The following is a 26,539-nucleotide window of genomic DNA, read 5'->3' as shown; positions in this document are numbered from 1 at the left end:
ACATGGGCCGATTCTCCGGCCAGGGGAAGGGTCAAAGCCGGAATTGACTAGTGACTGTCCTGACTTCGTATTTAGTGGTGAAGGTAGTCAAGTTGACGAATCCAGGCGTAAAAAATCGTTTCGCAGTCGGCTGAGTCACAGATGCACCAGCCATCGAAACTCTTGATCTGTCAGCGCCGAGGCCGAGGTGACCGGTTGCCGAGATTTCACTGCCCCAGTCTGACTTTTCGTAAATCATTGTCTGTGCTGGATTTTGCAGGTTTGGAGATGGGGCAGTCTTGCGTCGGCAACTGGATCAATCCAGGGGGAGCGCCAACAATGATCAGCTCATTCTGTTTTGTATTCGGGTTTTTGTAAGTAAAACTTTCCGCCTGAAACCCATTAGCATCGTCCTCAGTGTTGGCGCCGGTGCCGAATTGACTCAATTGCTGAGATATCACTGACCCGGGCAGCCCCATCGCGAACCGCTACTTTACTGGATTTGTGTTGACTTGAGGGTGGGTTAATCCCACGTCAGCACGTGGGTCAATTCAGCGTTGGCGTTAACACCAAGGGCGCGGTAGGCGTTACCACCGGTGCTTTCGACACTACCCAGGCTGGTAACTGCCATCCCTACCGCGACCTGTAAACAAGCAGCCGTTCAATCAAGGGCCACCCAAGTTGTCTCTCCATTTACCAAGCGCGCAATACCTAACGGGTTAGCATCTTTGAGGGCCTCTGGAAGCAAAGCGTCCGGATAGTTCTGGTAACACACCGGTCGTAGGAACCGATCGATGGACAAGCTGCCCACCGAGGTCCCCCGAGCATCGGAGGTTGCCGGATAAGGCCCTCCATGTACCATCGCATCGCACACCTCGACGCCGGTCGGGTAACCGTTAAGCAGCAAGCGGCCGGCCTTTTGCGCCAATTGCGAAACCAGCGGCGCGCACTGCCCTAGATCCGCTTCATCGGCAATCAGGGTGAAGGTCAACTGACCGTTCAAGGCACTGATGATGTGCTGCAGTTGCACGTCATCCGCCGCTTCCACCACCACGGTAGCGGGACCGAACACTTCCTCTTGCAGCACCTTGTCAGCGTCAAGCAGCAACTGCGCCGAAGCCTGGAACAACTGAGGCCACGCCTGATTACCCTGTTGCGGCGCGCCCGCGATGTGACGAACCCCTGGGTGTTCATGCAGGCGTTGCACTCCCTGTTCATAACTGCGCAACGTCCCGGCGTTGAGCATGGACTGTGCCGGCAAGGCGGCCAACTTGGCCCCGAGCTTTTCGATCAGTGCAGAAAAGTCGGCTGAGCGCACGCCCATCAGTAATCCCGGCTTGGTGCAAAACTGCCCACACCCCTGGCTCACTGACGCACTCAGTTCCCCCGCCAATACGTCACCACGAGACGCCAGGGCCGCCGGCATCAGAAGCACCGGGTTGATGCTCGACATCTCGGCGAACACCGGGATTGGCTGCGCGCGCGCTGCGGCCATATCACATAACGCCCGGCCGCCTTTCAACGACCCGGTAAACCCCACCGCCTGGATTGCCGGGTGCTTGACCAGCCACTCACCGACACCACCGCCATAGATCAAGTTGAACACCCCAGCGGGCATCGCGGTTTTCTCGGCAGCCCGGCCAATTGCAGCCGCAACCCAGGCACTGGTGAGCATGTGCCCGCTGTGCGCTTTGAAAACCACCGGGCAGCCGGCCGCCAGTGCTGCTGCGGTGTCACCACCGGCAGTGGAAAACGCCAGGGGGAAATTGCTGGCACCAAACACGGCCACCGGCCCGACACCGATGCGGCACTGACGCAGGTCGGCCCGTGGCAAGGGTTGGCGCTCGGGCAAGGCGCGGTCGATTCGCGCACCATAGAAGTCACCGCGACGCAGCAGCTGGGCAAACAGGCGCAACTGGTTGCTGGTACGGCTGCGCTCACCGTCTATGCGTGCAGCGGGTAATGCGGTTTCGCGGCAAACGATGTCAATGAAGGTTCTGTCCAGAGCATCGAGTTCTGCGGCAATCGCCTCAAGAAACCCGGCACGGCGCGCCGCCGCCATGCCGCGGTACGCCGAATACGCCGCGCCCGCCGCCAAGGCAGCAGCATCGACCTCTTCACGGGTCGCCTGGACGAACAGGCCGTCCAGCGCCTCCCCCGTCACCGCATCGAAGCTCTGAAGCACGGTATCGCCGGCCGCGCTGTAGGCGCCGCCGATGTAGTTATGACCACTGATTTGAGACATGGATGACTCCTGGAAAAACATGGGGTGGCTCACAACGCCTTGATCGCGCCAATCGCCAGTACGTCATCGGTCAGCCTGATGCCATTGCGCAGCGGCGCACCGAAAGCGTCGAGGCTGACCTCGAAACGGTCCCCCGGCTGTACACGAATCCCGTCGGCAAACGACAGGGTGGCGGTGCCAAAAAAATGGATATGCACATCCCCCGGCCGCAGGAACTGGGCGTATTTGAAGTGGTGATACTCCAGGTTCGCCAGGCTGTGACACATGTTGCTTTCACCCGACAGGAACGGCTTCTCCCACAACACTTGGCTCTCACGAAAAATCCGGCTCATGCCACTCAGGTCTGCCGGCAACTCACCGACCCGCAGCTCCGGGCCGAAGCAGCAGAAACGCAGTTTGGAATGGGCCAAGTACAGATAATTACGGCGCTCCATCACATGGTCGGAGAACTCGTTGCCCAAGGCATAACCCAGGCGCCAGGGCTGCCCGTCATCGCCAATCACATACAGGCCGGTCAACTCCGGCTCCTCGCCGGCATCCTCGGCGAATGGCGGCACCGGGAAGTCCGCGCCGGGGCGTACCACAATGCTGCCGTCCCCCTTGTAGAACCACTCCGGCTGCGCACCAGGCTGGCCAGCCGGCGGTTTCCCACCCTCCAGGCCCCATTTGAAGATGCGCATGGTGTCGGTCATCGCCGCCGTACTCTGGTCCGCCTGCTGGTGCATCTGGTCGCGGGTCGCGGCACTGCCCAGATGGGTCAGGCCGGTGCCGCTGACCAGGCAGTGGGCCGGGTCTTCATGGTCCAGTGGTGGCAGGATCCGTGCCGTGTCCTGCAGCTCGGCATACAACGGCCCCGCGTCGGTGCCGCGCCTGGCCACCTCATCCCGCAGGCTGATGCCATTGCGGATCGCACTCAGTGCCAGTTCACGGGTGTAGCGGGTATCGCGCACCACCTGGATCTGCGCACCGTCGACACAGCCAACCTGCCGTTGCCCTTGCGGGTCTTCAAATTGAATCAATCGCATCGCCAGGCCCGCCTTATTCGATGATGTTGAAGTCGTGCAAATACTCATCGGAAATTTCCAGGCCCAGGCCCGGGGTGTGGTCATCCAGTTGGATATAGCCATTGACCGGTTGCGGTTCGCCCTTGAACACGTAGTAGAACAATTCGTTGCCCACTTCGACGTCAAACACCGGGAAGAACTCGGCCATCGGCGAGGCCGTGGTGGACATGGTCAGGTGGTAGTTGTGCATCTGCCCGGCATGGGGAATGACCGGCACCGACCAGGCCTCGGCCATGGCGTTGATCTTGCGCGCAGCGGTGATCCCGCCGACTCGGTTGGTGTCGTACTGGATCACGTCCACGGCACGGCGTTCCAGCAGGTCTTTGAAACCGTAGGAGGTGAACTCATGCTCGCCACCGGAGATGGGCATGATGCCCATCTTCTTCAGCTCGATATAACCTTCGATATCGTCAGCGATCACCGGCTCTTCCAGCCAGCGAGGTTCGAACTCGGCCAGCTTGGGCAACATCCGCCGCGCATACTCCAGGGTCCAGCCCATGTAGCACTCCAGCATGATGTCCACATCCGGCCCGGCCAGCTCGCGCAGGGCCCGCACTTGTTCAATGTTCTTGCGCATGCCCGCCGGGCCATCCTTGGGACCGTAGCCAAAACGCATCTTCAGCGCGGTGAAACCCTGGCTCAGATAACCCTGGGCCTCTTCCAGGAACAGATCGAGGTTGTCATTGGCGTAGAGCTTGGACGCGTAGGTCCAGATCTTCTCCTTGGTACGCCCGCCCAGCAGCTTGAACACCGGCTTGTTGACAGCCTTGCCCATGATGTCCCAGATGGCGATGTCGATTGCCGAAATGGCCGCCATGCCAATGCCCTTGCGACCCCAGGCGTGGCTCTGGCGGTACATTTTCTGCCAGATGTATTCGTTGTCGAACGGGTCTTCGCCAATGGCAATCGGCGCCAGGTAGGTGTCGATGATTTCCTTGGCCACACGCGGCGCCAGTGCACAGTTGCCGATGCCCACCAGGCCGGTATCGGTTTCTACCTCTACCACCAGCCAGCCATGGAAACGAAACGAGCCCATGGCATCGCCGCGTTCGAACAGGATGTCGCTGGCATTGGTGCAAAAGTGTGCCTGGGGCGGCACGACCTTACCCTTCCATTCGAAGACACGGGTACGGATGGATTTTATTTTCATTATTCAACTCCTTTGGGTGAGCAGAGCGCCGACACCGCAGCGCTTTAAGTCCGCAAACTCTAGCCACGGGGGAGGGTGCTGGATAATCACTTGTGTGCATCCAGTGATAGCCAGGGGTAATACGTTTTAAGAAAAAAATCAGGCTTAAGTTATCTCTAGTGGGAGAGCCGGCTTGAAAAAACAGACCGGCTATCAGGCCACCAGAAGCGTTAAAACAGATTCAGGTTGTAGGCCACCACCAACCGGTTCTCGTCGTAATCCTCGCCATAGCTTTTGCGCACGCTGGAGTTGCGCCAACTCAGGTTGACGTCTTTAAACGGGCCGCTTTGCACCGTGTAGGCCAATTCGAAATCGCGCTCCCATGACGTGCCATCACGCACCAGGCCGACATTCGCATCAGAGCCGTGGATGTAGCGTACCAGGCTGGTCAAGCCGGGCAGGCCCAGAGCGGCGAAGTTGAAGTCGTAACGCAGTTGCCAGGAGCGCTCATCGGAATTGGAGAAGTTGTTGTTATAGGAGTCGTTGGCCATGGTCCTGCCGCTGGTGCCGGCCAGGGCCAGCCAGCCGGTGCCCTCGCTGACCCGTTGCAACCCGACAAACATCGTGTGCGGCCCGGTGCTGGCGGAGAACAACCCGCCCCAGGCCTTGCTGTCGAGGTTGCCCGCCTTGGCACTGCCCTGCTCCTGATCGACGAAGTAGCCAAGCTTGGCCGACAGGGTCCAGTCGCCAACAGGCTGGCGGTGGGTCAGGTTGTAATAGCGCTGCTGATAGATGTCTTTGAGCTGCGCCTGCCATACACCTACCTGGGTGCGCTCTTGGTTGAAGCGATACTCGGCCCCGACATAGTTGAAACGATCCGAGGTAACCCCCGGAAAACGGTTGGCCCACATGTCCTGGTCATCGGTGGAGTTGCGTTGCGCCACCTTGCGCATCTGCCCGCCGCTCAGGGTCAGGCCTTCAAATTCACGGGAGGTCAGTGCCAGCCCTTCAAAGGTCTGCGGCAACAGGCGTCCGTCATCGGCGCGCAGCACCGGGATATCCGGGCGTAACTCACCGACCTTCAACTCGGTGGCCGACAGCTTGGCCTTGAACGTCACCCCCGCCCGTCCATAGCTGTCCGGCGCGCGGCCATCATCGTGACGTGGCAGCAACTCGGTGCCCGTGCGATCCGGGCTACTGTCGAGTTTGAAACCGCTCATGGCGCTGACATCCATGCCGAATCCCACCAGCCCCTGGGTGTAGCCGGAACGGAAGTCGAGGATAAAACCCTGGGCCCATTCTTCGGCCTTGTTGCGGGTTGCGCTCGCCCCCTGGAAATCGCGGTTGTAGTAGTAATTGCGCATCAGTAGGTTGGCGCTCGAATCCTCAATAAAGCCGTGTTCCTGGGCCATCAACGGACTGATCGGTGTGACCAGTGCCAGCCCTATTGCCGTGTGTGTGATTACTGCAAGTTTCATGGCTGCTCTCTTTCTTATAGGCACAAGGAAGCCTTCCAGGCCGACAAGACCCAGAGGCGGGGGGAACCGTCAGTGTTGGATTAAAGGGCTATTCGGAAGGCGTCGGGAACGGGCCGAAACGCGCACGCTGATAACCTGTCGGGTCATCGGGAAAGTGTTCAGGAATGGCAAAACCCGCCGGGCGCCACGCGGGGTCCGGGTAGGCATCGCCCCGTTGCGGCGCATGCCGGCGAGGTAATTCGCTGTTGACGTAGGCGGCGATGTCATAGGCCTGTTCGACACTCAACAATGGTGTGTCGGCGGTGCTGCCCAACGGCATGTTGGCGTGAATGAATTGAGTCAGCAGCGGCACCATGTACATATGCCCACCGTCGTCGTAGGTATCGTCGCCCGCAATCGGCGGGAACACATAACCGCCGCCAGTGGCAAAGTCCGGCGCCTTCAGCCCCAGGCCCTGGGCGCCATGGCATTGCACACAGTATTGGCCGAACAAGGCCTGGCCCCGACCAGGGTCGGCGGCTCGCTCAGGCAAGGTAATACGCGCCAGCCCCGTGCCTTGCATGCTCATCCCCGGCTGCGCCTCACTGCCCAGCCAGCTCAAGTAGGCCAGGATCGCCTTCATCTCGGGCGTGTCCGCGCCCATGCTCGCCTCGCCCTTGCCGAACATACCGGCGACCCGCTGTTCCAAGGTGATCACGCGCATGCTCTTGATATCGAGCCTGGGGTAGTCGTGGATCGCATTGACCAGTGCCAACCCATAAGGTTTGCTGCCCGGCAGCCCCGACGGGCCGGCTTCGTGGCAATTGATACAGTTGAGGTTGTTGCGCGAAAAACGCTTGCCGGGATCCGCCACCAAGGGGCCGGCCAGGCGCGTGGTGTTCTGCAGCAAGGCCATGCCCTGGCGGATGAGCACGGCGTTGGACTGACGTTCGATATCGATTGCGTTTGGCACACGCCACGGCTGCACCGCACGGGCCTGCTGCGCCCGCAGCAACTGTGCGGCCTGCTGGCGGTCAAGCACCGGCTCAGCAAGAACCGCTGTGGTGGTGAGCACCCCACACAGGAGCGCTCCGTGGATCAACCACGAAGGTAGGGTCATAAACATGTCTGGCTCGCTTATTGTTGTTATGGCGCGGCGTTGATGTTCAAGCGGCTGCGAATTGACAGCCCCGGGTGTTCAAGTCGATGGCATACAGCGATGTCGAGGCGCTGATAAACAAGCGCTCGCCACGCAGTCCGCCAAAGGTGCAATTGGAAACTTTCTCCGGCACATGGATCTTGCCCAGGCAGGTGCCGTCGGGCGCATATACCTGAATGCTGTCCAGGGAGCTGATGTACAACCAACCCTGATGATCGACCCGAAAGCCATCCGGCAGCCCCGGTTCGATCACCGCAAACACCCGGCCATTGACCAGCCTGCGGCCCGCCTCGACATCAAACACGCGCACGTGATGGCAGCCTGCTGGATCATGGGAGGCCGAGGTATCGGAGATGTACAGCAAGGATTCGTCCGGCGAAAACGCCAGGCCATTAGGCTTATGGAAATCATCGGCAACCCGTTCCAGGACGTTGGCGAGCGGGTCGAAACGGTACACATGGCAGCCATCCTGTTCGCTGTCGGCCTTGTAGCCTTCGACGTCACTCATGATTCCGTAGGCCGGATCGCTGAACCAGAGGCTGCCATCGGACTTGATCACCAGGTCGTTGGGCGAGTTGAGCCGTCGTCCTTGATAACGGTCCACCAGCAGCCGCACCTCACCGTCCGACTCAGTACGGGAAATGCCCCGGCGACCGTGCTCGCAACTGACCAGCCGGCCCTCGCGATCCAGGCTGTTGCCGTTGCTGAAATGCGACGGCTGGCGGAACACGCTCACGCCCTGCTCTTCATGCCAACGCAGCATGCGATTGTTGGGAATATCACTCCACACCAGGGCCTGTTCGGCGGGTAGCCATACCGGGCCTTCACCCCAGATGGCGCCGCCGCCAAGGCGCTGCAACACGCTACTAGGCTTGAGAATGTTGTGCAGCCGCGGGTCAAAAATCTCGATACCGGTCATGAGCCTCGCCCTCAGCGTTGCCAGATTTTGCGATAGGCCGCGGCATAACCGTTGTCCGGATCGAAGGTATTACGCGGACCGCCGTCCACCTGGATATTGTTGGCCGTGATCAAGTGCACCGCCGTCACATAGTTGCTTGGCCCAACCCCGGCAAAGGCGCGGTTCAGTTCGTCGATCAACTGCCAGCCGTGCAAGGTCACCGGCTCCGGTACGGTGGCGGCCTGGTAGCTGGATTTGCGGATGCGCTGGTACGCCGATTCGCTGCCGTCACCCGCCGACAGGCTCAGCGGTGGCTGGTCGGGCTTGCGCCCCAGGCGGCTGAGGGACGAGCCGATAAAGTCGAAATACAGATCATTGATGCCCAGGGTGTAGTTCCACTTGTCGCCAAACCGCTGCAACAACGATGTGGTCAGCTGCGGCATGCGCGACGAGGTTTCAGCCAGCGGCGAATCTTCCAGCGCCAACAGGCTGCACCCGCGGCATTGCTTGATGACCTCGGCCATAGCGTCGGATTTGGCGGTGGCCACCGCGTACAGCGAATCGGTGAGGATCACCACGCCGGCCTTGCCGTCCGATTGCGCCACAGCGTAGTAGGCGGCGATTTTCGCCACATCACCGGGGTCGGTGGTGACATTGACGAACAAGCCTTCCTCGGCCATCGGCCCGGCGCTTGGTCCGGCGTGCCAGCCCACCACGGGGATCTTGGCCGCCTGGACTTTCTTCAGGGTGCTGAGCTGTTCCCGGGCGTCGAAGCCACCCAGAATGATCCCGTCCGGCTTGAGCACGATGCCTTGGTTCAACGCCGCCGTGCGCCCGGACACACTGCCCTGGCCATCAAGGATACGCAGCTTCCAGCCCATGACTTGCGCTGCGGCCTTGACCCCTTCACTGACCCCTAGCACACCGCTGTTGCGCAGGTCCGAGGCGATAAACAGCACCTGTTTGCCCGCTTGCGCCACGGGCCCGCTGTCCGGGCCTTGCCAAGTGGTCCAGGGCTGGGTGGCCGCCTCCACCCGTTGCCGGGCCTGTTCGACAAACTCGTCTGCCGCAGCCTGGGCAATACTGGCGAGCGAGATCACGGCGACACACACGAGCAAGCGGGTACGACGAAACACTTCAAGGCTCATAAGGTTCTCCCAAAAAAAAGATGGTTCAGGGTTTGGCCGGTGTATTGCGCACCCGCACCCGGCGCCGGCCCGCATAACCGGCAATGCCGATGGCCAGCAGCAAGGTCACACCGTTGAACAGTGGCTCGACAAAAAACGCCCCGCCCAGTTGCTGGATACCGGCGATGCCCACCGCCAATACCGCCACGCCAATCAGCGTGCCCCACACATTGACTCGGCCCGGCTTGATCGTGGTCGAACCGAGAAACGCCCCGACCAGGGCCGGCAACAGGAACTCAAGGCCCACGCTGGCCTGGCCGATCTGCAAACGCGAGGCCAGTAACACCCCGGCAAACGCCGTCAACACGCCCGAGCCCATAAAGGCCCCGACCACATAACGCCGGCAGGGAATACCATTCAACTCGGCCGCTTTCGGGTTGGCACCAATCGCATAGAGAAAACGCCCGATCGGCAGATACTCGGTCACCACCCACAGCAACAGCGCCAGGCCCAGCACGTAGAACGCGGCGATCGGCAAACCGAACAGGCTGGCACCGTTAAGCAACAGAAAGCCTTCTGGCAAATCCCCAAACACCTGGCGGCCACCGCTGTGCCACAACGCCAGGGCGTAGACCACGGTGCCGGTGCCGAGGGTGGCGATAAACGAGTCGATCCTGGCCATTTCCACCAGCAAGCCGTTGATCAGGCCGAACAACAACCCGGCCGCCAGCACGATCAACACCGAGGCTTGCCAGGAAAAGCCATAACGGGTCTGCAGGCTGATCGCCAGGATGTGCCACAGCACAATGCCGTAGCCCACGGTCAGGTCGATCTTGTTGGTGAGCATCGGCACCATCGCCGCCAGGGCCAGGATCGCGATGATCACCTTGTCGCCCAGGATCGAGTTGAGGTTGAGCAACGTCGGGAACGAGTCCGGCAGCAGCACCGAGAAAAACACGATCAGCCCCAGCAACAAGACCGGCATGCCGTACACCGGCAGCAGGCGCGAAAAGTCGCGGGTCAGGATCCTCGGGCTAACCGCCGAGGCAGGATTATCAGCGTTCATGGCAGGCCTTCTTGTTATCGATAAAGTTCAATGGAATAGAGGGGGCTCAGGCAGCATCGCTGGCCGAAGCGCGGTGTAACAGGCTGCTGAGCGACAGGTCCTCCTTGCCCAGGGTCGCCACCACAGTCGAGCGGCTGAACACCAGGGCGCGGTGGGCGATGTTGGCCACCTCCTCGAAGTCGGTGGAGATCAACAACACCGCCAGGCCGCGCTCCAAGGCGCGTTGCACCAGCCGGTAGATATCGGCCTTGGCTCCCACGTCGACGCCGGCGGTGGGCTCTTCGAGGATCAGCAGGCGCCCGGTGATCTCCAACCAACGGGCCATCACCACTTTTTGCTGATTGCCACCGCTCAGGGTTTCCACCGCACATTCAGTGGCATTGGGCCGTACATCGAATTGCCGGACCAACGCCTCGGCCTGGCGCCGCTCAGCCTGCGGCGAGATCCAGCCCAGCAGCCCTTTGCCGCTGGCCAATGGGTTGAGAAATAGGTTCTCGCGCACCGACAACGGCATTGGCAGCGACTCACCACAACGGTCCCCCGCCACCAACCCCAAGCCTTGGCGCATGGCCTGGGCAGCCGAATGCGTGCGCAACCGCGCACCGTCGAGCAGCACCTCGCCAGCGTCTATCGCCAGCAAGCCGAACAAGGCCCGGCCGACGCGCTCCTGCCCAGCGCCACGCAGCCCGGCCAGGGCCAGGATTTCCCCGGCGTGCAGGTCAAAGGACAGACCGCTGACCCCGCCGCACGCCATATCACGCACCTGCAACAGCAACGGGCCGTGACTGCACGGTGCCGCCTGGTAGAGTTGTTCGGGTTCACGCCCGACAATCTGGCGCACCAGATCCTGGGGATCGGTTTGGGCGATGGCCTTGCGGCACACCAGCCGACCATCGCGCATCACCGCCACCTGATCGGCCACCCGGAAAATCTCATCCAGGCGATGGGACACATAGATCATGCCCACGCCTTGCGCCTGCAAGCGCTTGAGCACCACAAACAGCCGCTCGGCGTCGTCGGCGGGCAGGCTCGCGGTGGGCTCATCCAGCACCAGCAGGCGCGCGTCCACCGCCAGCGCACGGGCAATGGCGACCAGGGATTTCTGAGTGCGCTCCAGCTCACCCACCGGGGTATCTGGGTCAATGCTGTCGTCAACCAGGGCCAGGGCTTCACGGGCCTTGCGCCGTACTTGCCGCCAGTCGATCAGGCCGCCGCGACGGGCAAAACCACAGGTAAAGGCAATGTTTTCGGCAGCACTCAGAGAGTCGATCAACCCCAAATCCTGATGGATAAAGGCGATGCCCTTGCGGTCGGCCTCGGTTTCGATGGGGTGGCCGTCAAACAGAATCCGCCCGCTGTCGAGACGATGCACACCGGCCAGGAGCTTGATCAATGTCGACTTGCCCGCGCCGTTTTCCCCCAGCAGCGCCAGCACGCTGCCGGCCTCGACCTCAAGGCTTACGTGATTGACAGCCAAGGTACCGCCAAAGCTTTTGCAGACATTTTCAAAGTGCAGCAACGGCACTGCGCCGCGCTGGCCAGGTTCGAGAGTATTCATGGATTGCACCGTCATTATTGTTATTCGGAACTACAGCGTGATGCGGTAGACCTGCTGCGCGTTGCGCCAGAAAAACCCTTCGCGCTGCACTGCATCGTAGCCATCCAACAGGGCATCCATGGCCTGCACCAAAGCGTCATAACCAATGCGCAAACCAGCCACCGGGAAATTACTGGCGAACAGGCAGCGCTCAATACCAAACAGAGCCAGGGTTTCGCGAACCACTGCGCGGTTGCCTTCCACCGTCCAGGGTTGGTCGCGCAACCCCAGTTCGGAAACCTTTACCCAGACGTTGGGTTGGGCCGCCAATGCCTGCATCCCTCGCCGCCAACCGGCCAGGCCGCTCTCACTGCGGTCCCACGGGAAGCCCATGTGGTTGAGCACGATGGTCAATCCCGGAAACATCGCGGCCACCTGTGCAGCCTCTTCCAAATGCCAGTAAGGCACACGTAAATCCCAGGACAGCCCATGCCGCTCCAGCAGCGCCAGGCCTCCGAGCCACTGCTCGTCCTGCAGGCTGCCCGACAAGCCGCGCACAGTATCCGCCTGGTGTGGCGTGGCAGCGGTGAGCGGCTTGCTGCGGATACCTCGCACCAGTGGAAATTCCAGGTGCAGTCCCAGAATGTCGGCGCAGTTATCAGCATGCAGCCAGGCATGGGCCACTACCGCATTCGGGAACCCGTAGCGGGCATATTGCTCATGCACCCAACGGGTCTCCCCCACTTGATCGCTGCGCTCGTGCTCGGCCTCGCAATGCACAGTGGCCAACACCCGGTGCGCAGCGCTGTCGGCCAGGTAATCCGGCGCCCGGTAATGCCGGCGCAAAGGCTGATAGTCACCGAGGAAAAACCCCGGGTCCGGCGCCCCTTGCAGCCACGGGTAACGACCGCAATCCAGGTCCCAGAGGTGATGGTGTGCGTCGATCAGGGTGATCGGTGCAGCCCCGTTCATCTCAAGGCCCAGGCGTTCGTGCAGGCCGAGGCTGCTCACCGCACGATGACCTGGGAGACATCCGGCTCCAGCAGGGTTTCGAAGTAACGCTCGAAGGTCCAGGTATTAAGGTCGAGCATGCCCACGCGCTGGTCCTTGAGGGTGACAAACGCCAGGTCTCGCGTGGGGTGCAGGCTCATGGCAATGGCAGTGCTGTCCAACTCGACACGGCGGATTTGCTCCAACTGCGGGCTGAATACCGAGAGCGATTGTTCGCCGTAATTGGTCACATAAAGCCGGTCCTGGCGGTCGCGGTAGATCCGAGTCGGGTCCGCACCGGTACGCCCACGATGGGTCACTTTCAGGGTCTCGACGTCGACCGCGACGATGCTGTTATCGCCACGCGTGGTCACGTACAACGTGCGCTCGTCACGGCTGAAGCAATTGCCTTCCGGCTGGCTGCCCGGCTGCATGGGCAGCGGCGCAATCGTCGGATCCTGGGGCTTGAGCCGGGTGATGGTGTTGCTCAACAGGTTGAGGGCAAACGCGGTCTCGCCATTGCGAGTCATAGCCACCAGATGGCTCTTGTAGCCGCCGGAAGGAATCGCCCGGTCCGGTACATCACGCAAGTGGGGCTGATCGAAGATCAGCAAGGTCGAGTTGCCTTCGCTGAGCACGTAGAGGCGGTCCTGATCATCCATCGCCAGGCCATGGGGGCGGCGGAACGGCCAGATGCTCAGGGTGCGTACATGCTCGGCGCGCTCAAGGTCGATGACGAACACCGAACAACCGCCCTCGCCTTCGTGGCTGGAAGTTTCGATGCCGTAATGGCCGACGTAGGCAAAGCGGTTTTTCGAGTCCACCACAAACTCGTGCGGGAACTCCGGCAACCGGATGTGCTTGAGCACCGCCCCCGTCTGCACGTCATAGAAACTGAAGGTATGGGCGCATTTTTGCACCAGCAAGAGCACTTCCTGATTCATGGTTCGATTCCTCTTCAAGGTAAGTCTTAGGCCTGTTCGCACTTGCGTGGCAAGATCATGGCGAGCACCGCCGCCAGCGCCACCGATAGGGCCAGGCTGTAGACGCCGATGCTTTGGGAGTATTGGCTGATCAGTACGCCGACGATGTACGGCCCGCAAAACCCGCCGAGGTTGCCCAGGGCATTGATCAGACCACGAGCACCGCCAGCCGCTTCAGCGCTGAAAATTTTCGCCGGGATGGTCCAGAAAATTCCCGCTGCCGCTTGCAGGAAGAACCCGCAGCCCACCAGCGCGGCAAAAGACAGCCAGATCTGCTCACGCAGGATAACCGACAACGTCAGGCACAGCGCCAGGCCAGCCAGGGGCACGGCAATAAATGCCCGGCGCTTGCCGCTGCGATCCGACAGGTTGGAGAACATCAGCATGCCGAACATCGCAGCGATATAAGGCAGGGTCGCCAGCATGCCCACCTTGCCCATGCCGCTCTGGGTCAGTTCCTTGACGATGCTCGGCAGCCACAGGGTGTAGCCATAGATACCGGCCTGGTAGAAGAAGTTGAGGGCGATCAGATGCCAAAGGGTCTTGTCAGCCATGACCTCGGACAACGAGGCGTTTTTCACGGCCTTGGCGGCAATGGCTTTCTGTTCTTCGGCCAGGGTGGTGATCAAGTAATCGCGCTCACGCTCACTGATCCACTTGGCCTCTTGCGGTCGGTCGCTGATGGTCAACATCCACAACACCATCACCGCCGCCGACAACAGGCCTTCGATGATGAACAGCATCCGCCAGTCCAGGGCCGCAATAATCCAGCCGGATAACGGCGCGGTGATGATGCCGGCCAATGGCACGAACATGATCACAATCGCGTTGGCCAGCCCGCGCTCCTTGTCGGGGAACCAGTTGCTGATCATGGTCAACACCACCGGCAACATACCGCCCTCGGCCACCCCCAGGGCAAAACGCAGGAACAGCAATTGATAGTGGTTGGTGACAAAGCCCGTGAGGATCGAAATCACCGCCCAAGCCAGCAGCGACCAGCCGATGAAGCGTTTGCCACTGCCATGTACCGCCAACTTGCCGCCGGGCACTTGCAGGAACAGGTAGCCGACAAAAAAGATACCGCCCGCCAGGCCCACCATACTGGCAGAAACACCCAGTTCGTCAGCCATGCCACCGGGCATGGCGAAGGCGATATTGATGCGGTCCATGTAAGACATGATGCAGGTGATGACAATCGGTGGAATCACCCGTAGCCAACGAAGATCGACAACGGGCGGACTCTGGGTAGTCGCCGGGGAGCTGGTTTGCATATCTTGATTCCCACTTCTTATTTTTTTTGTGGAAGCGCTTGAGTACTTGGGTTGCTAGCGCCGGTTGAGGCCCATGCGGCAAGCGATTTCGAAGGCCTGGCGCATCGCGCCGACGTTGGCCTTGCCCTGTCCGGCGATATCAAACGCGGTACCGTGGGCCGGCGTGGTGATCGGGATCGGCAGGCCGCCCTGCACCGTGACGCCACGGGAAAAGCCCATCAACTTGATCGCGATCTGGCCCTGGTCGTGGTACATGGTGACCACCGCATCGAAGGCATTGGCATCACCCTGGACCTTGAGGAAGATCGTGTCGGCCGGGTACGGGCCATCGGCATCGATCCCCAGGACCTGGGCGGACTTGACTGCCGGGCCGATGATGTCCAACTCCTCACGACCAAAACTGCCGTTGTCACCGTTGTGCGGGTTGAGCCCGCAGACGCCGATGCGCGGCTGCGGCAAACCGCTGCGCTTGAGTGCCGTGTCGATCAACTGGATGGCCTGCACCACCCGTTCCTGGCTCAGCAAGCCTGGCACCTGGGCCAGCGCCACGTGGGATGTCACCCGGGAAGTCCAGAGGTTGTCGAGTACGTTGAATTCGCAGAACGGCCCGTCAAAATCCAACAGCTCGGCAAACCAGTGCAACTCGTCGCTATGCTCCATCCCGGCCATGTGCAGGGACGTTTTGTTCAGAGGACCAAACAGCAGGGCATCGGTGGTGCCTTGCTGGGTCAGGCGCAGGCCTGTTTGCAGGGTGTCGAGGCTGTAGCGGCCACCGTTGGCGCTGGCCTGGGCATAGACAAAGTCACGACTGGCATCGCCTCGGAAGGGGTAGAACAGCGGCGTATCGTCGCTGAACACCAGGTCATCCAGAGAGTCGATGGTGCGGTAGGGAAACGACAGGCCGGCGATCGCCATGCCACGCAGCATTTGCGCTTCATCGGCAATCAACAGCACATTGGCCTGGGCGCGGACAACAGGGTCAGCCAGCAACCTGGCCACCAGCTCGGGGCCAATACCGGCGGGGTCGCCCAGGACCATGGCAATGCGGGGTGCGGTCATGCGGGATTCCTCTTAAAACGGCGTGCATTGTTGTTCTTGTATAGGGGCGCAGTTACAAAAGATATCGCCCGTTGGATGGCATGAACTATCAACGCTACGAGTGATAACCGTCCAATCAAAGGTGATGATAGGGCGATACACTGAGGTTATCGCCAGACGCCCCCACTTCCCCCTTGGCAAGCCTGCACAATTCTTGTAACTCTGGGTGCTCTCCTCCTGACCCGAGTCTTGTCCATGAGTCGAATTCCCGAAGCGCACCTGATCCACAGCCGCCTGCGCCTGAGGCAATTGCGCTTGATGCTGGCTCTGGATGAATTGGGCTCATTGCGCAGGGCCGCCGATGAAATCGGCATGACCCAACCCGCCGCCACCAAGATGCTGCACGAGGCCGAAAACCTGCTGGGGGTCGAGTTGTTCGAGCGCATGTCTCGTGGGATGCGGGCCACACCGTTTGGCGAAACGGTGATTTACTACGCCAGGATGGTGTTCGCCGAGCTGTCAGGCATGCGTGAAGAACTGGCCGCGCTGGAATCCGGCAACCTGGGCCGGGTGACCATCGGCGCGATTCCGGCACTGGCGTCCGGGTTGCTGACCCGCACTATTGCCACCCTCAAACAGAGTCATCCTCGCCTCTCGATGAGCATCCAGGTAGACACCAGCGACGTGCTGGTCCAGGCCCTGTTGCAGGACCAGTTGGACGTGATTTTAGGGCGTATTCCGCCTGGCGCCCGCGCCGATGAACTGCTCTTCGACAGCCTCGGCGAGGAAGCCCTGTGCGTGATCGTCGGCGCCCAACACCCGTTGGCCAGCGCCACGGCCCAGGACCTGAGCTGGGGCCAACTGCAAGGCATGACCTGGGTCTTGCAGCAACACCCCAGCCCGATGCGCTCGATCATCAACCAGGCGTTCTACAACGCTCAACTCGACATCCCGAGCAGCATCGTCGAAACCACCTCGATCATGACCCTGCTGTCACTGATCCAGCAGACCGACATGTTGGGCGTCACACCGTTGTCGGTGGTCAATGAATACCCCGGCAAACACCTGCTGGCCGTACTGCCGATCGAGTTTGAACCGCGCCTGCCGCCGTATGGCTTGATTACCCGGCGGCATCGGATCAAGTCGTCAGCCATGCAGGCATTTATGGGGGCGGTGAGGACTGTGTATGAGCAACAGGTTCAGGAGACGGATTGACTTGCCCCAGAAACTCGCAAACCTTAACTGGCCTCTGAGTTGAGCACGGCAACGCCATTACGCCTCGCAAGAGACTTCATCTGGCAAAGGATAATCGCTCGCATGGATGAGTACCCTGGCCTAAAATTCGAGGTATGGTCGTCTACCCCCGCCGTCTCATGGACAGCGGACAGGCCACAAGAGTTGGGAATCCACGTGCATATATATGAGAAAGGACGACGTTTAGTGGATGATACTTTTGGAAAGGTCATATACCAAGGCCAAGAGCTTGACCGAAAAACTTTATAATTCATGTCTTTCCATGCTGCCCCTTAAAGAACCGCGTTTGAAGGGCTGAACCACCTAGGCCAAGCCCTTCAGAATGTCGCGATAGAACCGTGAACTTTGCCTCAAACGGGCTCACCGCATCCACGAACCGCAGAGAGCACCGTTCACTGAATTGGTAGCTTCTGCTCGTGGAGACCAGGCTGCGGGATATCCACGACGACCTCTTTACCACCGAGAACCTTCGCCAAGAACAACGCCGTTACCCATCCGAAAGTCGTGGAACTCCGCGAGCTAATGCAGTGGTCGGAAGGGCAGGTGTGGTGTTCTCCGTAGCGTCATGGATCGATGAGCGCCGTTTTTAAAGCTCAGATCGACTGGGTGCCTTTGGCAATGGGTGCAGTACGTCCAACCCAAGGTAAAACCTTGGCAGTCATGCAGGTCTGTGGAGGCTCCCAGTCTTTCAACGTGGTGAATCAGTTGCGCGTTCTGGGTCGCTGGATGCGCATGGTGACAATCCCCAATCAGTCTTCCGTGCCCAAAGCATTTACCGAGTTCGACGAGGATGGACGTATGAAGCCTTCGTCTTACTACGATCGCCTGGTCGACGTGATGGAAGAACTGATGAAGTTCACCCTGCTATTGCGTGACCGTCAGGATTATCTGGTAGACCGTTACTCGGAACGCAAAGAGTCGGCTGAAGAGCTGTCGAAACGGGTAAATCAGCGCTCCATTTAAACATCTATCAAATAAACACTCAGGGTTACGTTGATGAAATGATGGTCGGTGACCGGCACCACGATGCTTGCCGGTAACCGACAGCATTAGGAACTCATTTCTTTATGGAGACAATCGTTCCTTTACCTCCCTCGACCCGAAAGGTGAATGACACACGATCTCCTACCTTCAACCCTGCCAATTGATCATCCGATACGGAAAAGGCCATGGTCATCGGCGGCCATTGAACAGCTGGAACGGCACCGTGAGCGAGTGTCACGGTATGTTTCGCAGGATCAATGGCCTTGATCGTGCCCTCGGCATTGGCGACAGCCATCTGCTTTGATTCCTGCTTCATTTCCATGCCTTCCATACCGTCCATTTTCATTGCTGACGTGTCTTGTGCATGGGCAGCGAAAGAGAGCACAACCGCAGTGCTGGCAACTGTAATAAGGGTCAGTTTCATACGACATTTCCTTTCAGAGTTACGGGTTTGCTAGGTAGATTTCGACGACGCATTAAGCGATAGGCCGCCGGGATGACAAACAGGGAAAGCAAGGGCGCGGTTACCATACCGCCGACCATTGGCGCGGCAATTCGGCTCATCACTTCGCTGCCGGTACCACTGCCCAACAGTATGGGCAACAGGCCCGCGATGATGACAGCCACAGTCATAGCTTTGGGACGCACCCGCTGCGCAGCGCCTTCACGAATCGACGCCACTAGTGCACGTTCAGAGTTATCGCCGAGGTCTACACGTTCGGCCCAAGCATTCTTCAGGTAGAGCAGCATGATCACGCCGAACTCCGCAGAAACCCCGGCTAGTGCGATGAAGCCGACCCCCGTTGCCACCGACAGATTGAAACCGAGCAAATAGAGGAACCATGCCCCTCCGGTGAGAGCAAAAGGGAGTGTGGCCATGATCAACAATGCCTCATCGAATCGAGCGAATGTCAGGTAAAGCAGCACGAAGATGATCAATAGCGTGGCCGGTACGACCAGTTTGAGTCGTGCGTTAGCTCTTTCGAGAAACTCGAACTGCCCCGAGTAGCTCAGGCTCATACCAGGCTGCAACTTGACCTGTTGATTGACGACCTGACGAAGATCGGCGACCACGGAGGCAATGTCACGACCACGCACATCGATGTACACCCAGCCCGAAGGCCGCGCGTTCTCGCTCTTGAGCATTGGTGGACCGTCAGTGATCTTGATTTTTGCCACAGTACCGAGGGTGATCTGGATGCCTGACGATGTGTAGATGGGCAATTGTTCCAAGGCTCCCGGTGAGTCACGCCACTCTCGCGGATAACGGACGCTGATCGGAAAACGTGCGAGCCCCTCAACGGTCTCCCCGATATTTTCGCCTCCGATAGCACCGGCCACGATGGACTGCACATCAGCGATATTCATGCCGTAGCGGGCGGCTGCATTACGATCGATATCCACATCGATGTATCGGCCACCGGTCAGGCGCTCGGCCAACGCGGAGCTGACACCCGGCACATTCTTGGCTGCCTTTTCAACCGCCTGGGTGACCGAATCGATTTCCGTCAGGTTAGTGCCGGCAACTTTCACCCCGATGGGACTTTTGATCCCTGTGGCCAGCATGTCGATGCGGTTGCGAATCGGGGGTATCCAAATATTGGTCAGGCCAGGCACGCGTACCACGCGGTCCAGCTCCTCCACCAATTTTTCCTGGGTCATGCCTGGGCGCCATTGCTCATGCGGTTTGAACTGAATTGTGGTTTCAAACATTTCCAACGGCGCTGGATCGGTAGCGGTCTCAGCACGACCTGCCTTGCCAAAAACGTGTTCAACTTCAGGGACTGTTTTGATTAGGCGATCGGTCTGTTGCAGCAGTTGTGCAGCCTTCTGTGCAGACAACCCCGGCAGGGCTGAAGGCATGTAGAGCAGATCCCCTTCGTCCAGTGGTGGAAGGAACTCCCCACCCAAGCGAAACATTGGCCATAGCGCACTGACAAATACCAACAGCGCCACCAGCAGAGTAGTTTTCGGACGACGCAGAACTGCGTCCAACGCGGGTTGGTAGATCCGTATCAACCAGCGGTTTAAAGGGTTCTGTTGCTCACTCGGAATTCGTCCCCGAATCCAGTAACCCATCAGCACCGGCACCAGCGTCACCGACAATCCCGCCGCTGCCGCCATGGCGTAGGTCTTGGTAAACGCCAGTGGGCCAAACAGTCTTCCTTCCTGAGCCTCCAATGTGAACACCGGAATGAACGAGAGAGTGATGATCAACAGACAAAAGAAAAGCGCGGGGCCGACCTCGGCCGCTGCATCGGTCATCACATGCCAATGCTGCTCACCCTTCAACTCCTGCCCAGGATGAGAGGTGTGCCAGGATTCTATTTTTTTGTGTGCGTTTTCAATCATCACCACTGCGGCATCGACCATGGCACCGATAGCGATAGCGATCCCACCCAAGGACATGATGTTGGCGTTGATGCCCTGGTATCGCATGACAATGAATGCAATCAACACCCCCACAGGTAGCGAAATGATTGCCACCAAGGATGAGCGCAGGTGCCAGAGGAAGATCCCGCACACTAGGGCAACGACGATGAACTCTTCCAGAAGCTTGTAACTGAGGTTGTCTACTGCGCGGTCGATCAGCTTGCTGCGATCGTAGGTTGTGACGATTTCTACGCCTGCTGGGAGACTGCTTTTCAGCTCATCCAGTTTGCTCTTCACCGCCGTAATGGTCTCGCGAGCATTTTTACCGCTGCGCAAAATCACCACCCCACCGACGGTCTCGCCTTCCCCGTCAAGTTCAGTGATGCCTCGTCTCATTTCCGGCCCAAGCTGAATCGTGGCGACATCGCCAAGGCTTACAGGCACACCGCCTGATTCCAACTTCAGCGGGATCGTCCGAAAATCGTTGAGCGTCTTTAGATAACCCGAAGCTCGCACGATAAACTCGGTTTCGGCCATTTCCAGCACGGCACCACCGGTTTCCTGATTGGCCTTGCCGATGGCTTCAGTCACCTGTGCCTGAGTAATCCCGAGATTGGCCATCTTGAGCGGATCGAGCTGTACTTGGTATTGCTTGACCATGCCGCCCACGGTGGCCACTTCCGCAACATTGGGCAGCGTCTTGAGTTCAAATTTCAGGAACCAATCTTGAAGCGCACGTAGTTGCGCGACATCGTGCCCACCAGTGCGATCCACCAGTGCGTACTGATAGATCCAGCCCACTCCCGTAGCATCCGGCCCCAATGCGGGCTTTGCGCTGGCTGGCAACCGGCTTTGTATTTGACTCAAATACTCCAGCACCCGAGAGCGAGCCCAGTACAGGTCCGTACCGTCTTCGAACAGCACGTAAACAAAGCTGTCGCCGAAGAAGGAGTACCCGCGCACGGTCTTGGCTCCAGGTACTGAAAGCATGGTGGTGGCCAGCGGATAGGTGACCTGATTCTCGACAATCTGCGGTGCTTGTCCCGGATAAGGGGTACGGATGATCACCTGTACATCGGAGAGATCCGGTAGGGCATCGATGGGCGAGTTCTGAACTGACCAGATGCCCCAAGCTGTGACGAAAAGTGTCGCCAACAGCACCAAAAAGCGGTTGGCAACAGACCAACGGATGAGGGCAGCGATCATGGCTGACCTCCCGTTTTATCTAGACGCTCGACACGCAATCCATCGTCGGTTTGGCTCACCGCGACCCGAACCTTGTCGCCCGTTTTCAGACCCTGAATCAGGGTCGGATTGGCAAGTGGAAACGTCATCGTCATGCCCGGCATGCCCAGTGTCTTGAAGGGGCCGTGGGCGAGTGTGACTTCTTTATCGTCGATTTCGACGATCTGCCCGTCTGCCTCATGCAAATTTGAGGCTGCTGCGATACGGGGTGGTTCGTCTGCTGAACTGGCCACGATACCCTTGAGACTGGCCTCCGAGTCGAGCAGAAATTGCCCTGAGGTAACTACCTTCTGACCTTCATCCAGACCTTTAACGATTACTGTCTTGCCACTGCTTTCCTGCCCGAGCTGCACTTCAACGGGGCGATAGCGGCCAGCATCTTCGGCTAGCATCACCAAGGCACGTCGACCCGTGCGAATGACCGCCTCGCTCGGCACCCACAACACACTCTGCTCAGTTGAGCTGCTCAAGCGCACTTGCGCCGTCAAACCGGGCCTTAGGCGGCCGCCTGGATTGGGTAGTTCGACCCGTACGCGCAGGGTGCGGCTGTCCGCATTGGTGTCCGGCAGAATTGTGCTGACAGTGCCATTGACCTTGATCCCAGGGAAGGCCGGCAACTGCGCCTCGACCTTTTGCCCCTCGGCGATGGTGCCCGCGTCGGATTCAGGAACGGACACCGCCAGCCAGACACTGCTCAGACCATTGACTCGCGCCAGCGTCTCGCCCGCCGCGACGGTCATGCCTATGCGCAGGTTGAGCTCTTGCAGCACCCCGCCAATCGGGCTGGTCAACGTCAGATAAGGTTGGATCTTACCGCTACGTTCGATCTGGGCAATCACTCCCGGCGGCATTCCACTGAGCCGTAAGCGCTGCCGCGCAGCGGCGAGCAAGTCGCGATCACCGTTGTTTTTCAGGGCCAGGAACTCAGTCTGAGCCGCCGCCCACTCGGGCACCAGAATATCCGCCAGCGCCGCATTGGCTTTGAGCAGATCTCCGGGTGCATGGGCGTAGACCCGCTCTACAAAGCCTGGAGTACGGGCTTGGATAACCGCGACATCCCGTTCGTTAAAGGCGAGGATGCCACTCACATCAAGGCTGGACGCAAACACTCCACGGCTGACCATCGCCGAGCGCAGACCGAGATTCTGCGCCACGCTCGGATCGATGCTGACCGTCGCTTGATCGTTGCCGCCACTGGCGTATTGCGGAACCAGCTGCATGTCCATGAACGGCGATTTACCCGGTTTGTCGAACTTCTGTTGAGGGTACATCGGGTCATACCAATACAGTGCTTTGCGTTCATTTGGTGCGTTTAGATTTTGCTCAGGCGAAGCGCCCTTCACTTCGCTGACGCGTTGAAGCGCCAGCCAGTAACCACCGGCGATGCCCACTGCCATTGCAACGCCTGCCAACAACACCCCACTCTTTTTAAGGCTCATTGGCTGGCCTCTCCATACGCAAAATACAGTCGTGCATTGGTCAGTGCTCGCTGTTCTTCCACTTCGACTTGTTTGAGGCGAGCCTCGATGAGTTCACGTCGGGCGGCGACAACCGCATTCAAATCGCCTTTACCGGCGCGATAGCTGGCCATGCTGAGTTCGACTTTTTCTTTGGCCAACGGCAGCAGACTTTGCGCATTGCGCTGGACCGCACGATTGAGCCGTTCATAGTCAGCCAGTTCACTTTCCAGTTGCTCGGTATGCTCGCGTGACAAGGCTTCGCGCTCGGATTCGAGTTGGTTGACTTCGGCTTCTCGGGCGGCAATTTTTGGGTTCTGCCGAGTCTGCGGAAACAACGGCAGATCCCAGGAAAGTTGCACGCTTACCATGTCGCCGAACTGCCGATCACGGTGCTGATAATCCACCTCCCAACTCCAGTCGGATTTTTTCTCCGCCTGCGCCTCGCGCACCTTGGCTTGCGCTTCACGGGTCATCGGCCCGTACGCGGCCAGCTCGGGATGATGTTGCAGTTTATGGGGCAAGCCTGACGTATCGATCGGCCACTGCGGAAGACTTCCCGCCGGCGTCGCGTTGGCGGCCGGACCAATCCAGCGTTTCAGCGCCGCGCGCGCTTGAGCACGCTGGCGTATCAGATCGTCCTGCTGCTCGGCCAGTTGCGCCGCTTCCTGCTTCGGAGTCACGGCATCGGCCGGTTGCGCGCGACCGCCGGCAATTTGCGCGCGGACGGTGTCGCTCAGCAGGCGGTTCTCCTTGTAGAAGTCCTGGAACAGCGCGTCTTTGCGCTCGATTGAATAGCTGCTTATCCAGGCCAGCGCCGTGGCTTGGCGCACGTTCAATCGTTCGACCTGACGCTCAGCAGCGGCACGCTCAACCCCTGCGTTCGCCACCTCGATCCGCGCCCTCCGCTTGTCACTATTGGGCATGTCTTGCCTGACCCCGACCATTTGCATGGTCATGAAGTCATCATTGACGCTCCAGCGATCTGGGCCGCCGATGGGATAGTTCTGCAGACCAGCGAGCAACTTCGGGTCAGGTAGCTCACCCGCTGGAATGGCCGCACTGCTGGCAGCCTGAATCTTTGCATCCTGTGCAGACAGCGACGGCGCGGTGTTTTCGGCCAGCCGCAAGGCTTCGTCGAGCGTCAGCGAGGTAGCGAAGCTCGGCAAGGCCAGTACGCTTGCCGCCAGGCCGGCCACTAGGGACCAACCTGTGCAAAAGCACTTGGGGTTCATGTTTGCGATTCCTGTGATGATCCGCTGCGCGCGTCAAAAGATCTGCGCACAGCCATGCCATCCCGTTAAAACAGGATGAGGTTCAATAACGGATAGGAATCAGACGCGGGGCGGTCGCCATACCCCGGACGGGTTGGACACAGAAACGGAATCACTTGAAAAGACCAGCACGACGGGGCTGAACAGTGCCACGGGCGGCTTGACGATCGAGACTTGCAGCATCCCGCCCGTCTTGCACTCCTGACCCGGTTTGCAGGGTTTCCCATGCTCGGTCGGACTCTTCATGTCATTGCAACAATCCATGCCCATGTCGTCCATCATCGCCATGCCCATGGCTTTCATCGGGCACGGTTCTGTTGGTGCCTGCACCCCCGCCATCCCGCTGAGGGGAAGCGCCAGGCTGATCACAAAAATAAGGCAAAACCGCAGGTAGCGTTTCATGGGGTTGGAGTGTAGCCGTCAGAATTGGCGCGAACAATTAATTAGACACTGGCTTTCATCTAGCGCATGCAAGCCGCTTGATAACGCGCGATATAAGCCCATCAGCATTAAGCCTGCATTATTTTGTTTTGACGCAAGACGCCCTATCTTCAGGAAAAAAGCGATTCTCACGAATCGGCTGCGGCTGGATTAAGATGACATGCCCTCAGCCACCTGAATCAGCATTTGTTCGACTAGATGTGTGCCAATGGTTGTAGTGAGCATCGCCGATGGGCTCTCTCCCACAAAACGGGCTTTGGGTTTTGAAAGCCATCGTTCGGCCTTCCCTTTGTCACCGAAGATCACCTCGGCCATTGCAGTAATGTGTCCAAACCGGAACAGGCGGTCGCTCTCATGCAACGTTAAGAGCTGATTGGCTGCCAATTTTTTTTGAGCGTTTTGGGTTGAATGATTCTGTCGCGTTCTTCGTCGCTTAGGGTTCCATCATCACAGAGCACCTTGATCAGGCTGGCCGAGAAGCCAGCTACAATCACGTCGTGAATGTCCAGATCCGAAGCATTGACCGAGATATGAAGAAGCGCCTCCAGACGCGTGCGGTAAGCATGATAGACATCATGACGCAGAACGCCAGCAAACATTGGCCGCACTGATGTTGCGTTGTCCAGGGGCATCAGCACTAATGTGCCATTCGCTACCGTTAGCTCCAGGTCGTCCCCAACACCTAACCCCATTTGGTCAAGCAACTCTGGAGGTAGGTCAATGATGATGTCGCCAGTACCGTCCTCAGTATTCTGGCACTTGACTATCCAACGCTCGCTCATGATTGTCCGGCCCTCATCCGCGATTAGAGAATGACACACATCATTATGCTCGGGCGCAGAGCTGACCAAAGGAACGTGCACTCCTCCAGTAGACATGCACTGCCGCTGCTCGAACGCCGGATAGCGAGTAAAACAGCAAAAAATGGGTCAATGGCTTTGCCGCCTTTCCATTGTCACATGGTTACGAGCTTGATCTGGCAACTACACGAAAAGGATATGACATGAACCCTGTTGAGCTTTATGTTTCCGTCGACGTCGAGACTTCTGGACCTATACCAGGCGAATACAGTCTGCTTTCCATTGGAGCCTGCCTTGTAGATCAACCTGCCACATCCATCTATCTTGAGCTACGGCCTGACAGTCCAAAACACGACCCAGAAGCACTGGCAGTATCGGGCCTGAGTCTGGAGAAGCTGGAGCGCGAAGGACTCACTCCGCAACAGGCGATGCTGACATTTGGTGAATGGCTGAAATCATCCTGCCAAACGGGGCAGAAGGTCATTTTCGTAGGACTCAATGCACCGTTTGACTGGTCATTCGTCAACTACTACTTCCACAAATACTTGGAAACCAACCCCTTTGGTTTTACCGCTATCGACATGAAGGCCTACTTCATGGGAGCTGTAGGTTGCAGCTGGCAGGAAACAAAATCATCCAAGATGACCTCTGCGCTGAAGCCACTCAGCGAACCGAACCATAACGCATTGGATGATGCTCGCTTTCAGGCAGAGCTCTTCGCGCTAATGCTGGCGGATAAAGGTAACCGCTGACGTGCCTCCCATGGCA

At 59.1% G+C, this 26,539-nt stretch carries 22 protein-coding genes and 1 pseudogene; 3 read left to right on the top strand and 20 right to left on the bottom strand.

Going from position 1 to position 26,539, the window contains the following annotated elements; all coding sequences use genetic code 11:
* Positions 1 to 640 precede the first annotated feature (640 nt).
* The 13 genes from FW764_RS06255 to FW764_RS06195 all read right to left on the bottom strand — a co-directional run bounded on the left by FW764_RS06255 (position 641) and on the right by FW764_RS06195 (position 15,964).
* The gene (locus FW764_RS06255; protein WP_419480161.1) at positions 641 to 2,224 is read right to left on the bottom strand and encodes an aldehyde dehydrogenase (NADP(+)); all 1,584 of its coding nucleotides are present in this window, start codon (positions 2,222 to 2,224) and stop codon (positions 641 to 643) included.
* Positions 2,225 to 2,253: 29 nt separating this feature from the next.
* Positions 2,254 to 3,249, bottom strand: a complete 996-nt coding sequence (gene araD1, locus FW764_RS06250; RefSeq protein WP_323146168.1) for an AraD1 family protein — start codon at positions 3,247 to 3,249, stop codon at positions 2,254 to 2,256.
* 13 nt (positions 3,250 to 3,262) lie between these two features.
* A complete protein-coding gene (locus tag FW764_RS06245; protein WP_323146169.1) occupies positions 3,263 to 4,438 on the bottom strand; it encodes an L-rhamnonate dehydratase in 1,176 nt (391 codons plus the stop codon).
* Positions 4,439 to 4,647: 209 nt separating this feature from the next.
* Complete coding sequence (locus tag FW764_RS06240; protein WP_446433199.1) at positions 4,648 to 5,895, bottom strand: OprD family porin; 1,248 nt, start codon at positions 5,893 to 5,895, stop codon at positions 4,648 to 4,650.
* Positions 5,896 to 5,983: 88 nt separating this feature from the next.
* The gene (locus tag FW764_RS06235; RefSeq protein WP_446433198.1) at positions 5,984 to 7,000 is read right to left on the bottom strand and encodes a c-type cytochrome; all 1,017 of its coding nucleotides are present in this window, start codon (positions 6,998 to 7,000) and stop codon (positions 5,984 to 5,986) included.
* A 40-nt stretch (positions 7,001 to 7,040) separates the two neighbouring features.
* Positions 7,041 to 7,952 (bottom strand): SMP-30/gluconolactonase/LRE family protein, encoded by a 912-nt coding sequence (locus tag FW764_RS06230; protein WP_446433197.1) that lies wholly within the window; start codon positions 7,950 to 7,952, stop codon positions 7,041 to 7,043.
* Positions 7,953 to 7,963: 11 nt separating this feature from the next.
* Positions 7,964 to 9,079, bottom strand: coding sequence for an ABC transporter substrate-binding protein (locus FW764_RS06225; protein WP_323146173.1), 1,116 nt, complete (start codon positions 9,077 to 9,079; stop codon positions 7,964 to 7,966).
* A 25-nt stretch (positions 9,080 to 9,104) separates the two neighbouring features.
* The gene (locus tag FW764_RS06220; protein ID WP_032863421.1) at positions 9,105 to 10,124 is read right to left on the bottom strand and encodes an ABC transporter permease; all 1,020 of its coding nucleotides are present in this window, start codon (positions 10,122 to 10,124) and stop codon (positions 9,105 to 9,107) included.
* Positions 10,125 to 10,170: 46 nt separating this feature from the next.
* Positions 10,171 to 11,682 carry a sugar ABC transporter ATP-binding protein gene (locus tag FW764_RS06215; RefSeq protein ID WP_065943591.1) on the bottom strand — a complete coding sequence of 504 codons (1,512 nt, stop codon included), beginning with the start codon at positions 11,680 to 11,682 and terminating at the stop codon, positions 10,171 to 10,173.
* 30 nt (positions 11,683 to 11,712) lie between these two features.
* Entirely contained in the window at positions 11,713 to 12,672 is a 960-nt protein-coding gene (locus FW764_RS06210; protein WP_323146174.1) for an amidohydrolase family protein, read from the bottom strand.
* Positions 12,669 to 13,595 carry a YncE family protein gene (locus tag FW764_RS06205; RefSeq protein WP_032863422.1) on the bottom strand — a complete coding sequence of 309 codons (927 nt, stop codon included), beginning with the start codon at positions 13,593 to 13,595 and terminating at the stop codon, positions 12,669 to 12,671. Before FW764_RS06205 ends, FW764_RS06210 begins: the two co-directional genes overlap by 4 nt.
* Positions 13,596 to 13,621: 26 nt before the next feature.
* Positions 13,622 to 14,905 carry an MFS transporter gene (locus FW764_RS06200; protein WP_446433196.1) on the bottom strand — a complete coding sequence of 428 codons (1,284 nt, stop codon included), beginning with the start codon at positions 14,903 to 14,905 and terminating at the stop codon, positions 13,622 to 13,624.
* Between the two features lie 54 nt (positions 14,906 to 14,959).
* On the bottom strand, positions 14,960 to 15,964 hold the full coding sequence (locus FW764_RS06195) for a 4-hydroxythreonine-4-phosphate dehydrogenase PdxA (RefSeq protein ID WP_065943590.1): 1,005 nt from the start codon (positions 15,962 to 15,964) through the stop codon (positions 14,960 to 14,962).
* Positions 15,965 to 16,198: 234 nt separating this feature from the next.
* Between FW764_RS06195 and FW764_RS06190 the strand changes: the two genes are divergently transcribed.
* The gene (locus tag FW764_RS06190; RefSeq protein WP_323146176.1) at positions 16,199 to 17,158 is read left to right on the top strand and encodes a LysR family transcriptional regulator; all 960 of its coding nucleotides are present in this window, start codon (positions 16,199 to 16,201) and stop codon (positions 17,156 to 17,158) included.
* Between the two features lie 525 nt (positions 17,159 to 17,683).
* Positions 17,684 to 18,160 (top strand): annotated as a pseudogene (gene arsH / locus FW764_RS06185) (arsenical resistance protein ArsH); the annotation flags it as partial.
* 94 nt (positions 18,161 to 18,254) lie between these two features.
* On the opposite strand, the gene FW764_RS06180 reads toward arsH, so the two are convergent.
* The 7 genes from FW764_RS06180 to FW764_RS06150 form a co-directional block, all read right to left on the bottom strand.
* Positions 18,255 to 18,605, bottom strand: a complete 351-nt coding sequence (locus tag FW764_RS06180) for a copper-binding protein (protein WP_122612832.1) — start codon at positions 18,603 to 18,605, stop codon at positions 18,255 to 18,257.
* Positions 18,602 to 21,760, bottom strand: a complete 3,159-nt coding sequence (locus tag FW764_RS06175) for an efflux RND transporter permease subunit (RefSeq protein WP_446433195.1) — start codon at positions 21,758 to 21,760, stop codon at positions 18,602 to 18,604. The genes FW764_RS06180 and FW764_RS06175 overlap by 4 nt, the downstream gene beginning before the upstream one ends.
* Complete coding sequence (locus FW764_RS06170; protein ID WP_446433194.1) at positions 21,757 to 23,238, bottom strand: efflux RND transporter periplasmic adaptor subunit; 1,482 nt, start codon at positions 23,236 to 23,238, stop codon at positions 21,757 to 21,759. The genes FW764_RS06175 and FW764_RS06170 overlap by 4 nt, the downstream gene beginning before the upstream one ends.
* Entirely contained in the window at positions 23,235 to 24,491 is a 1,257-nt protein-coding gene (locus FW764_RS06165; protein ID WP_446433193.1) for a TolC family protein, read from the bottom strand. The genes FW764_RS06170 and FW764_RS06165 overlap by 4 nt, the downstream gene beginning before the upstream one ends.
* 99 nt (positions 24,492 to 24,590) lie before the next feature.
* The gene (locus tag FW764_RS06160) at positions 24,591 to 24,932 is read right to left on the bottom strand and encodes a hypothetical protein (protein ID WP_446433192.1); all 342 of its coding nucleotides are present in this window, start codon (positions 24,930 to 24,932) and stop codon (positions 24,591 to 24,593) included.
* 189 nt (positions 24,933 to 25,121) lie between these two features.
* On the bottom strand, positions 25,122 to 25,286 hold the full coding sequence (locus FW764_RS06155; protein WP_446433191.1) for an antitoxin Xre/MbcA/ParS toxin-binding domain-containing protein: 165 nt from the start codon (positions 25,284 to 25,286) through the stop codon (positions 25,122 to 25,124).
* 47 nt (positions 25,287 to 25,333) lie between these two features.
* Complete coding sequence (locus tag FW764_RS06150) at positions 25,334 to 25,753, bottom strand: AbrB/MazE/SpoVT family DNA-binding domain-containing protein (protein WP_446433190.1); 420 nt, start codon at positions 25,751 to 25,753, stop codon at positions 25,334 to 25,336.
* A gap of 221 nt (positions 25,754 to 25,974) precedes the next feature.
* On the opposite strand from FW764_RS06150, the gene FW764_RS06145 reads away from it, so the two are divergent.
* Positions 25,975 to 26,523: a 3'-5' exonuclease gene (locus FW764_RS06145; protein WP_446433189.1), complete on the top strand. Its 549-nt coding sequence runs from the start codon at positions 25,975 to 25,977 to the stop codon at positions 26,521 to 26,523.
* The last annotated feature ends 16 nt before the right edge of the window (positions 26,524 to 26,539 follow it).

The organism is Pseudomonas sp. 1152_12 (assembly GCF_052850675.1).
The sequence above is the reverse complement of the archived record's forward strand: the minus strand, read 5'-3'. Positions and strand labels throughout refer to the sequence as shown.

What these genes read in the sequence shown, in the direction of transcription:
- FW764_RS06170 (WP_446433194.1), bottom strand. Translation starts at nt 23,238, where the DNA reads ATGAGCCTTAAAAAGAGTGGGGTGTTGTTGGCAGGCGTTGCAATGGCA.
- FW764_RS06215 (WP_065943591.1), bottom strand. Translation starts at nt 11,682, where the DNA reads ATGAATACTCTCGAACCTGGCCAGCGCGGCGCAGTGCCGTTGCTGCAC.
- FW764_RS06145 (WP_446433189.1), top strand. Translation starts at nt 25,975, where the DNA reads ATGAACCCTGTTGAGCTTTATGTTTCCGTCGACGTCGAGACTTCTGGA.
- FW764_RS06155 (WP_446433191.1), bottom strand. Translation starts at nt 25,286, where the DNA reads ATGGCCGAGGTGATCTTCGGTGACAAAGGGAAGGCCGAACGATGGCTT.
- FW764_RS06165 (WP_446433193.1), bottom strand. Translation starts at nt 24,491, where the DNA reads ATGAACCCCAAGTGCTTTTGCACAGGTTGGTCCCTAGTGGCCGGCCTG.
- araD1 (WP_323146168.1), bottom strand. Translation starts at nt 3,249, where the DNA reads ATGCGATTGATTCAATTTGAAGACCCGCAAGGGCAACGGCAGGTTGGC.
- FW764_RS06190 (WP_323146176.1), top strand. Translation starts at nt 16,199, where the DNA reads ATGAGTCGAATTCCCGAAGCGCACCTGATCCACAGCCGCCTGCGCCTG.
- FW764_RS06160 (WP_446433192.1), bottom strand. Translation starts at nt 24,932, where the DNA reads ATGAAACGCTACCTGCGGTTTTGCCTTATTTTTGTGATCAGCCTGGCG.
- FW764_RS06225 (WP_323146173.1), bottom strand. Translation starts at nt 9,079, where the DNA reads ATGAGCCTTGAAGTGTTTCGTCGTACCCGCTTGCTCGTGTGTGTCGCC.
- FW764_RS06180 (WP_122612832.1), bottom strand. Translation starts at nt 18,605, where the DNA reads ATGAAACTGACCCTTATTACAGTTGCCAGCACTGCGGTTGTGCTCTCT.
- FW764_RS06205 (WP_032863422.1), bottom strand. Translation starts at nt 13,595, where the DNA reads ATGAATCAGGAAGTGCTCTTGCTGGTGCAAAAATGCGCCCATACCTTC.
- FW764_RS06175 (WP_446433195.1), bottom strand. Translation starts at nt 21,760, where the DNA reads ATGATCGCTGCCCTCATCCGTTGGTCTGTTGCCAACCGCTTTTTGGTG.
- FW764_RS06240 (WP_446433199.1), bottom strand. Translation starts at nt 5,895, where the DNA reads ATGAAACTTGCAGTAATCACACACACGGCAATAGGGCTGGCACTGGTC.
- FW764_RS06230 (WP_446433197.1), bottom strand. Translation starts at nt 7,952, where the DNA reads ATGACCGGTATCGAGATTTTTGACCCGCGGCTGCACAACATTCTCAAG.
- FW764_RS06220 (WP_032863421.1), bottom strand. Translation starts at nt 10,124, where the DNA reads ATGAACGCTGATAATCCTGCCTCGGCGGTTAGCCCGAGGATCCTGACC.
- FW764_RS06245 (WP_323146169.1), bottom strand. Translation starts at nt 4,438, where the DNA reads ATGAAAATAAAATCCATCCGTACCCGTGTCTTCGAATGGAAGGGTAAG.
- FW764_RS06255 (WP_419480161.1), bottom strand. Translation starts at nt 2,224, where the DNA reads ATGTCTCAAATCAGTGGTCATAACTACATCGGCGGCGCCTACAGCGCG.
- FW764_RS06235 (WP_446433198.1), bottom strand. Translation starts at nt 7,000, where the DNA reads ATGTTTATGACCCTACCTTCGTGGTTGATCCACGGAGCGCTCCTGTGT.
- FW764_RS06195 (WP_065943590.1), bottom strand. Translation starts at nt 15,964, where the DNA reads ATGACCGCACCCCGCATTGCCATGGTCCTGGGCGACCCCGCCGGTATT.
- FW764_RS06200 (WP_446433196.1), bottom strand. Translation starts at nt 14,905, where the DNA reads ATGCAAACCAGCTCCCCGGCGACTACCCAGAGTCCGCCCGTTGTCGAT.
- FW764_RS06150 (WP_446433190.1), bottom strand. Translation starts at nt 25,753, where the DNA reads ATGAGCGAGCGTTGGATAGTCAAGTGCCAGAATACTGAGGACGGTACT.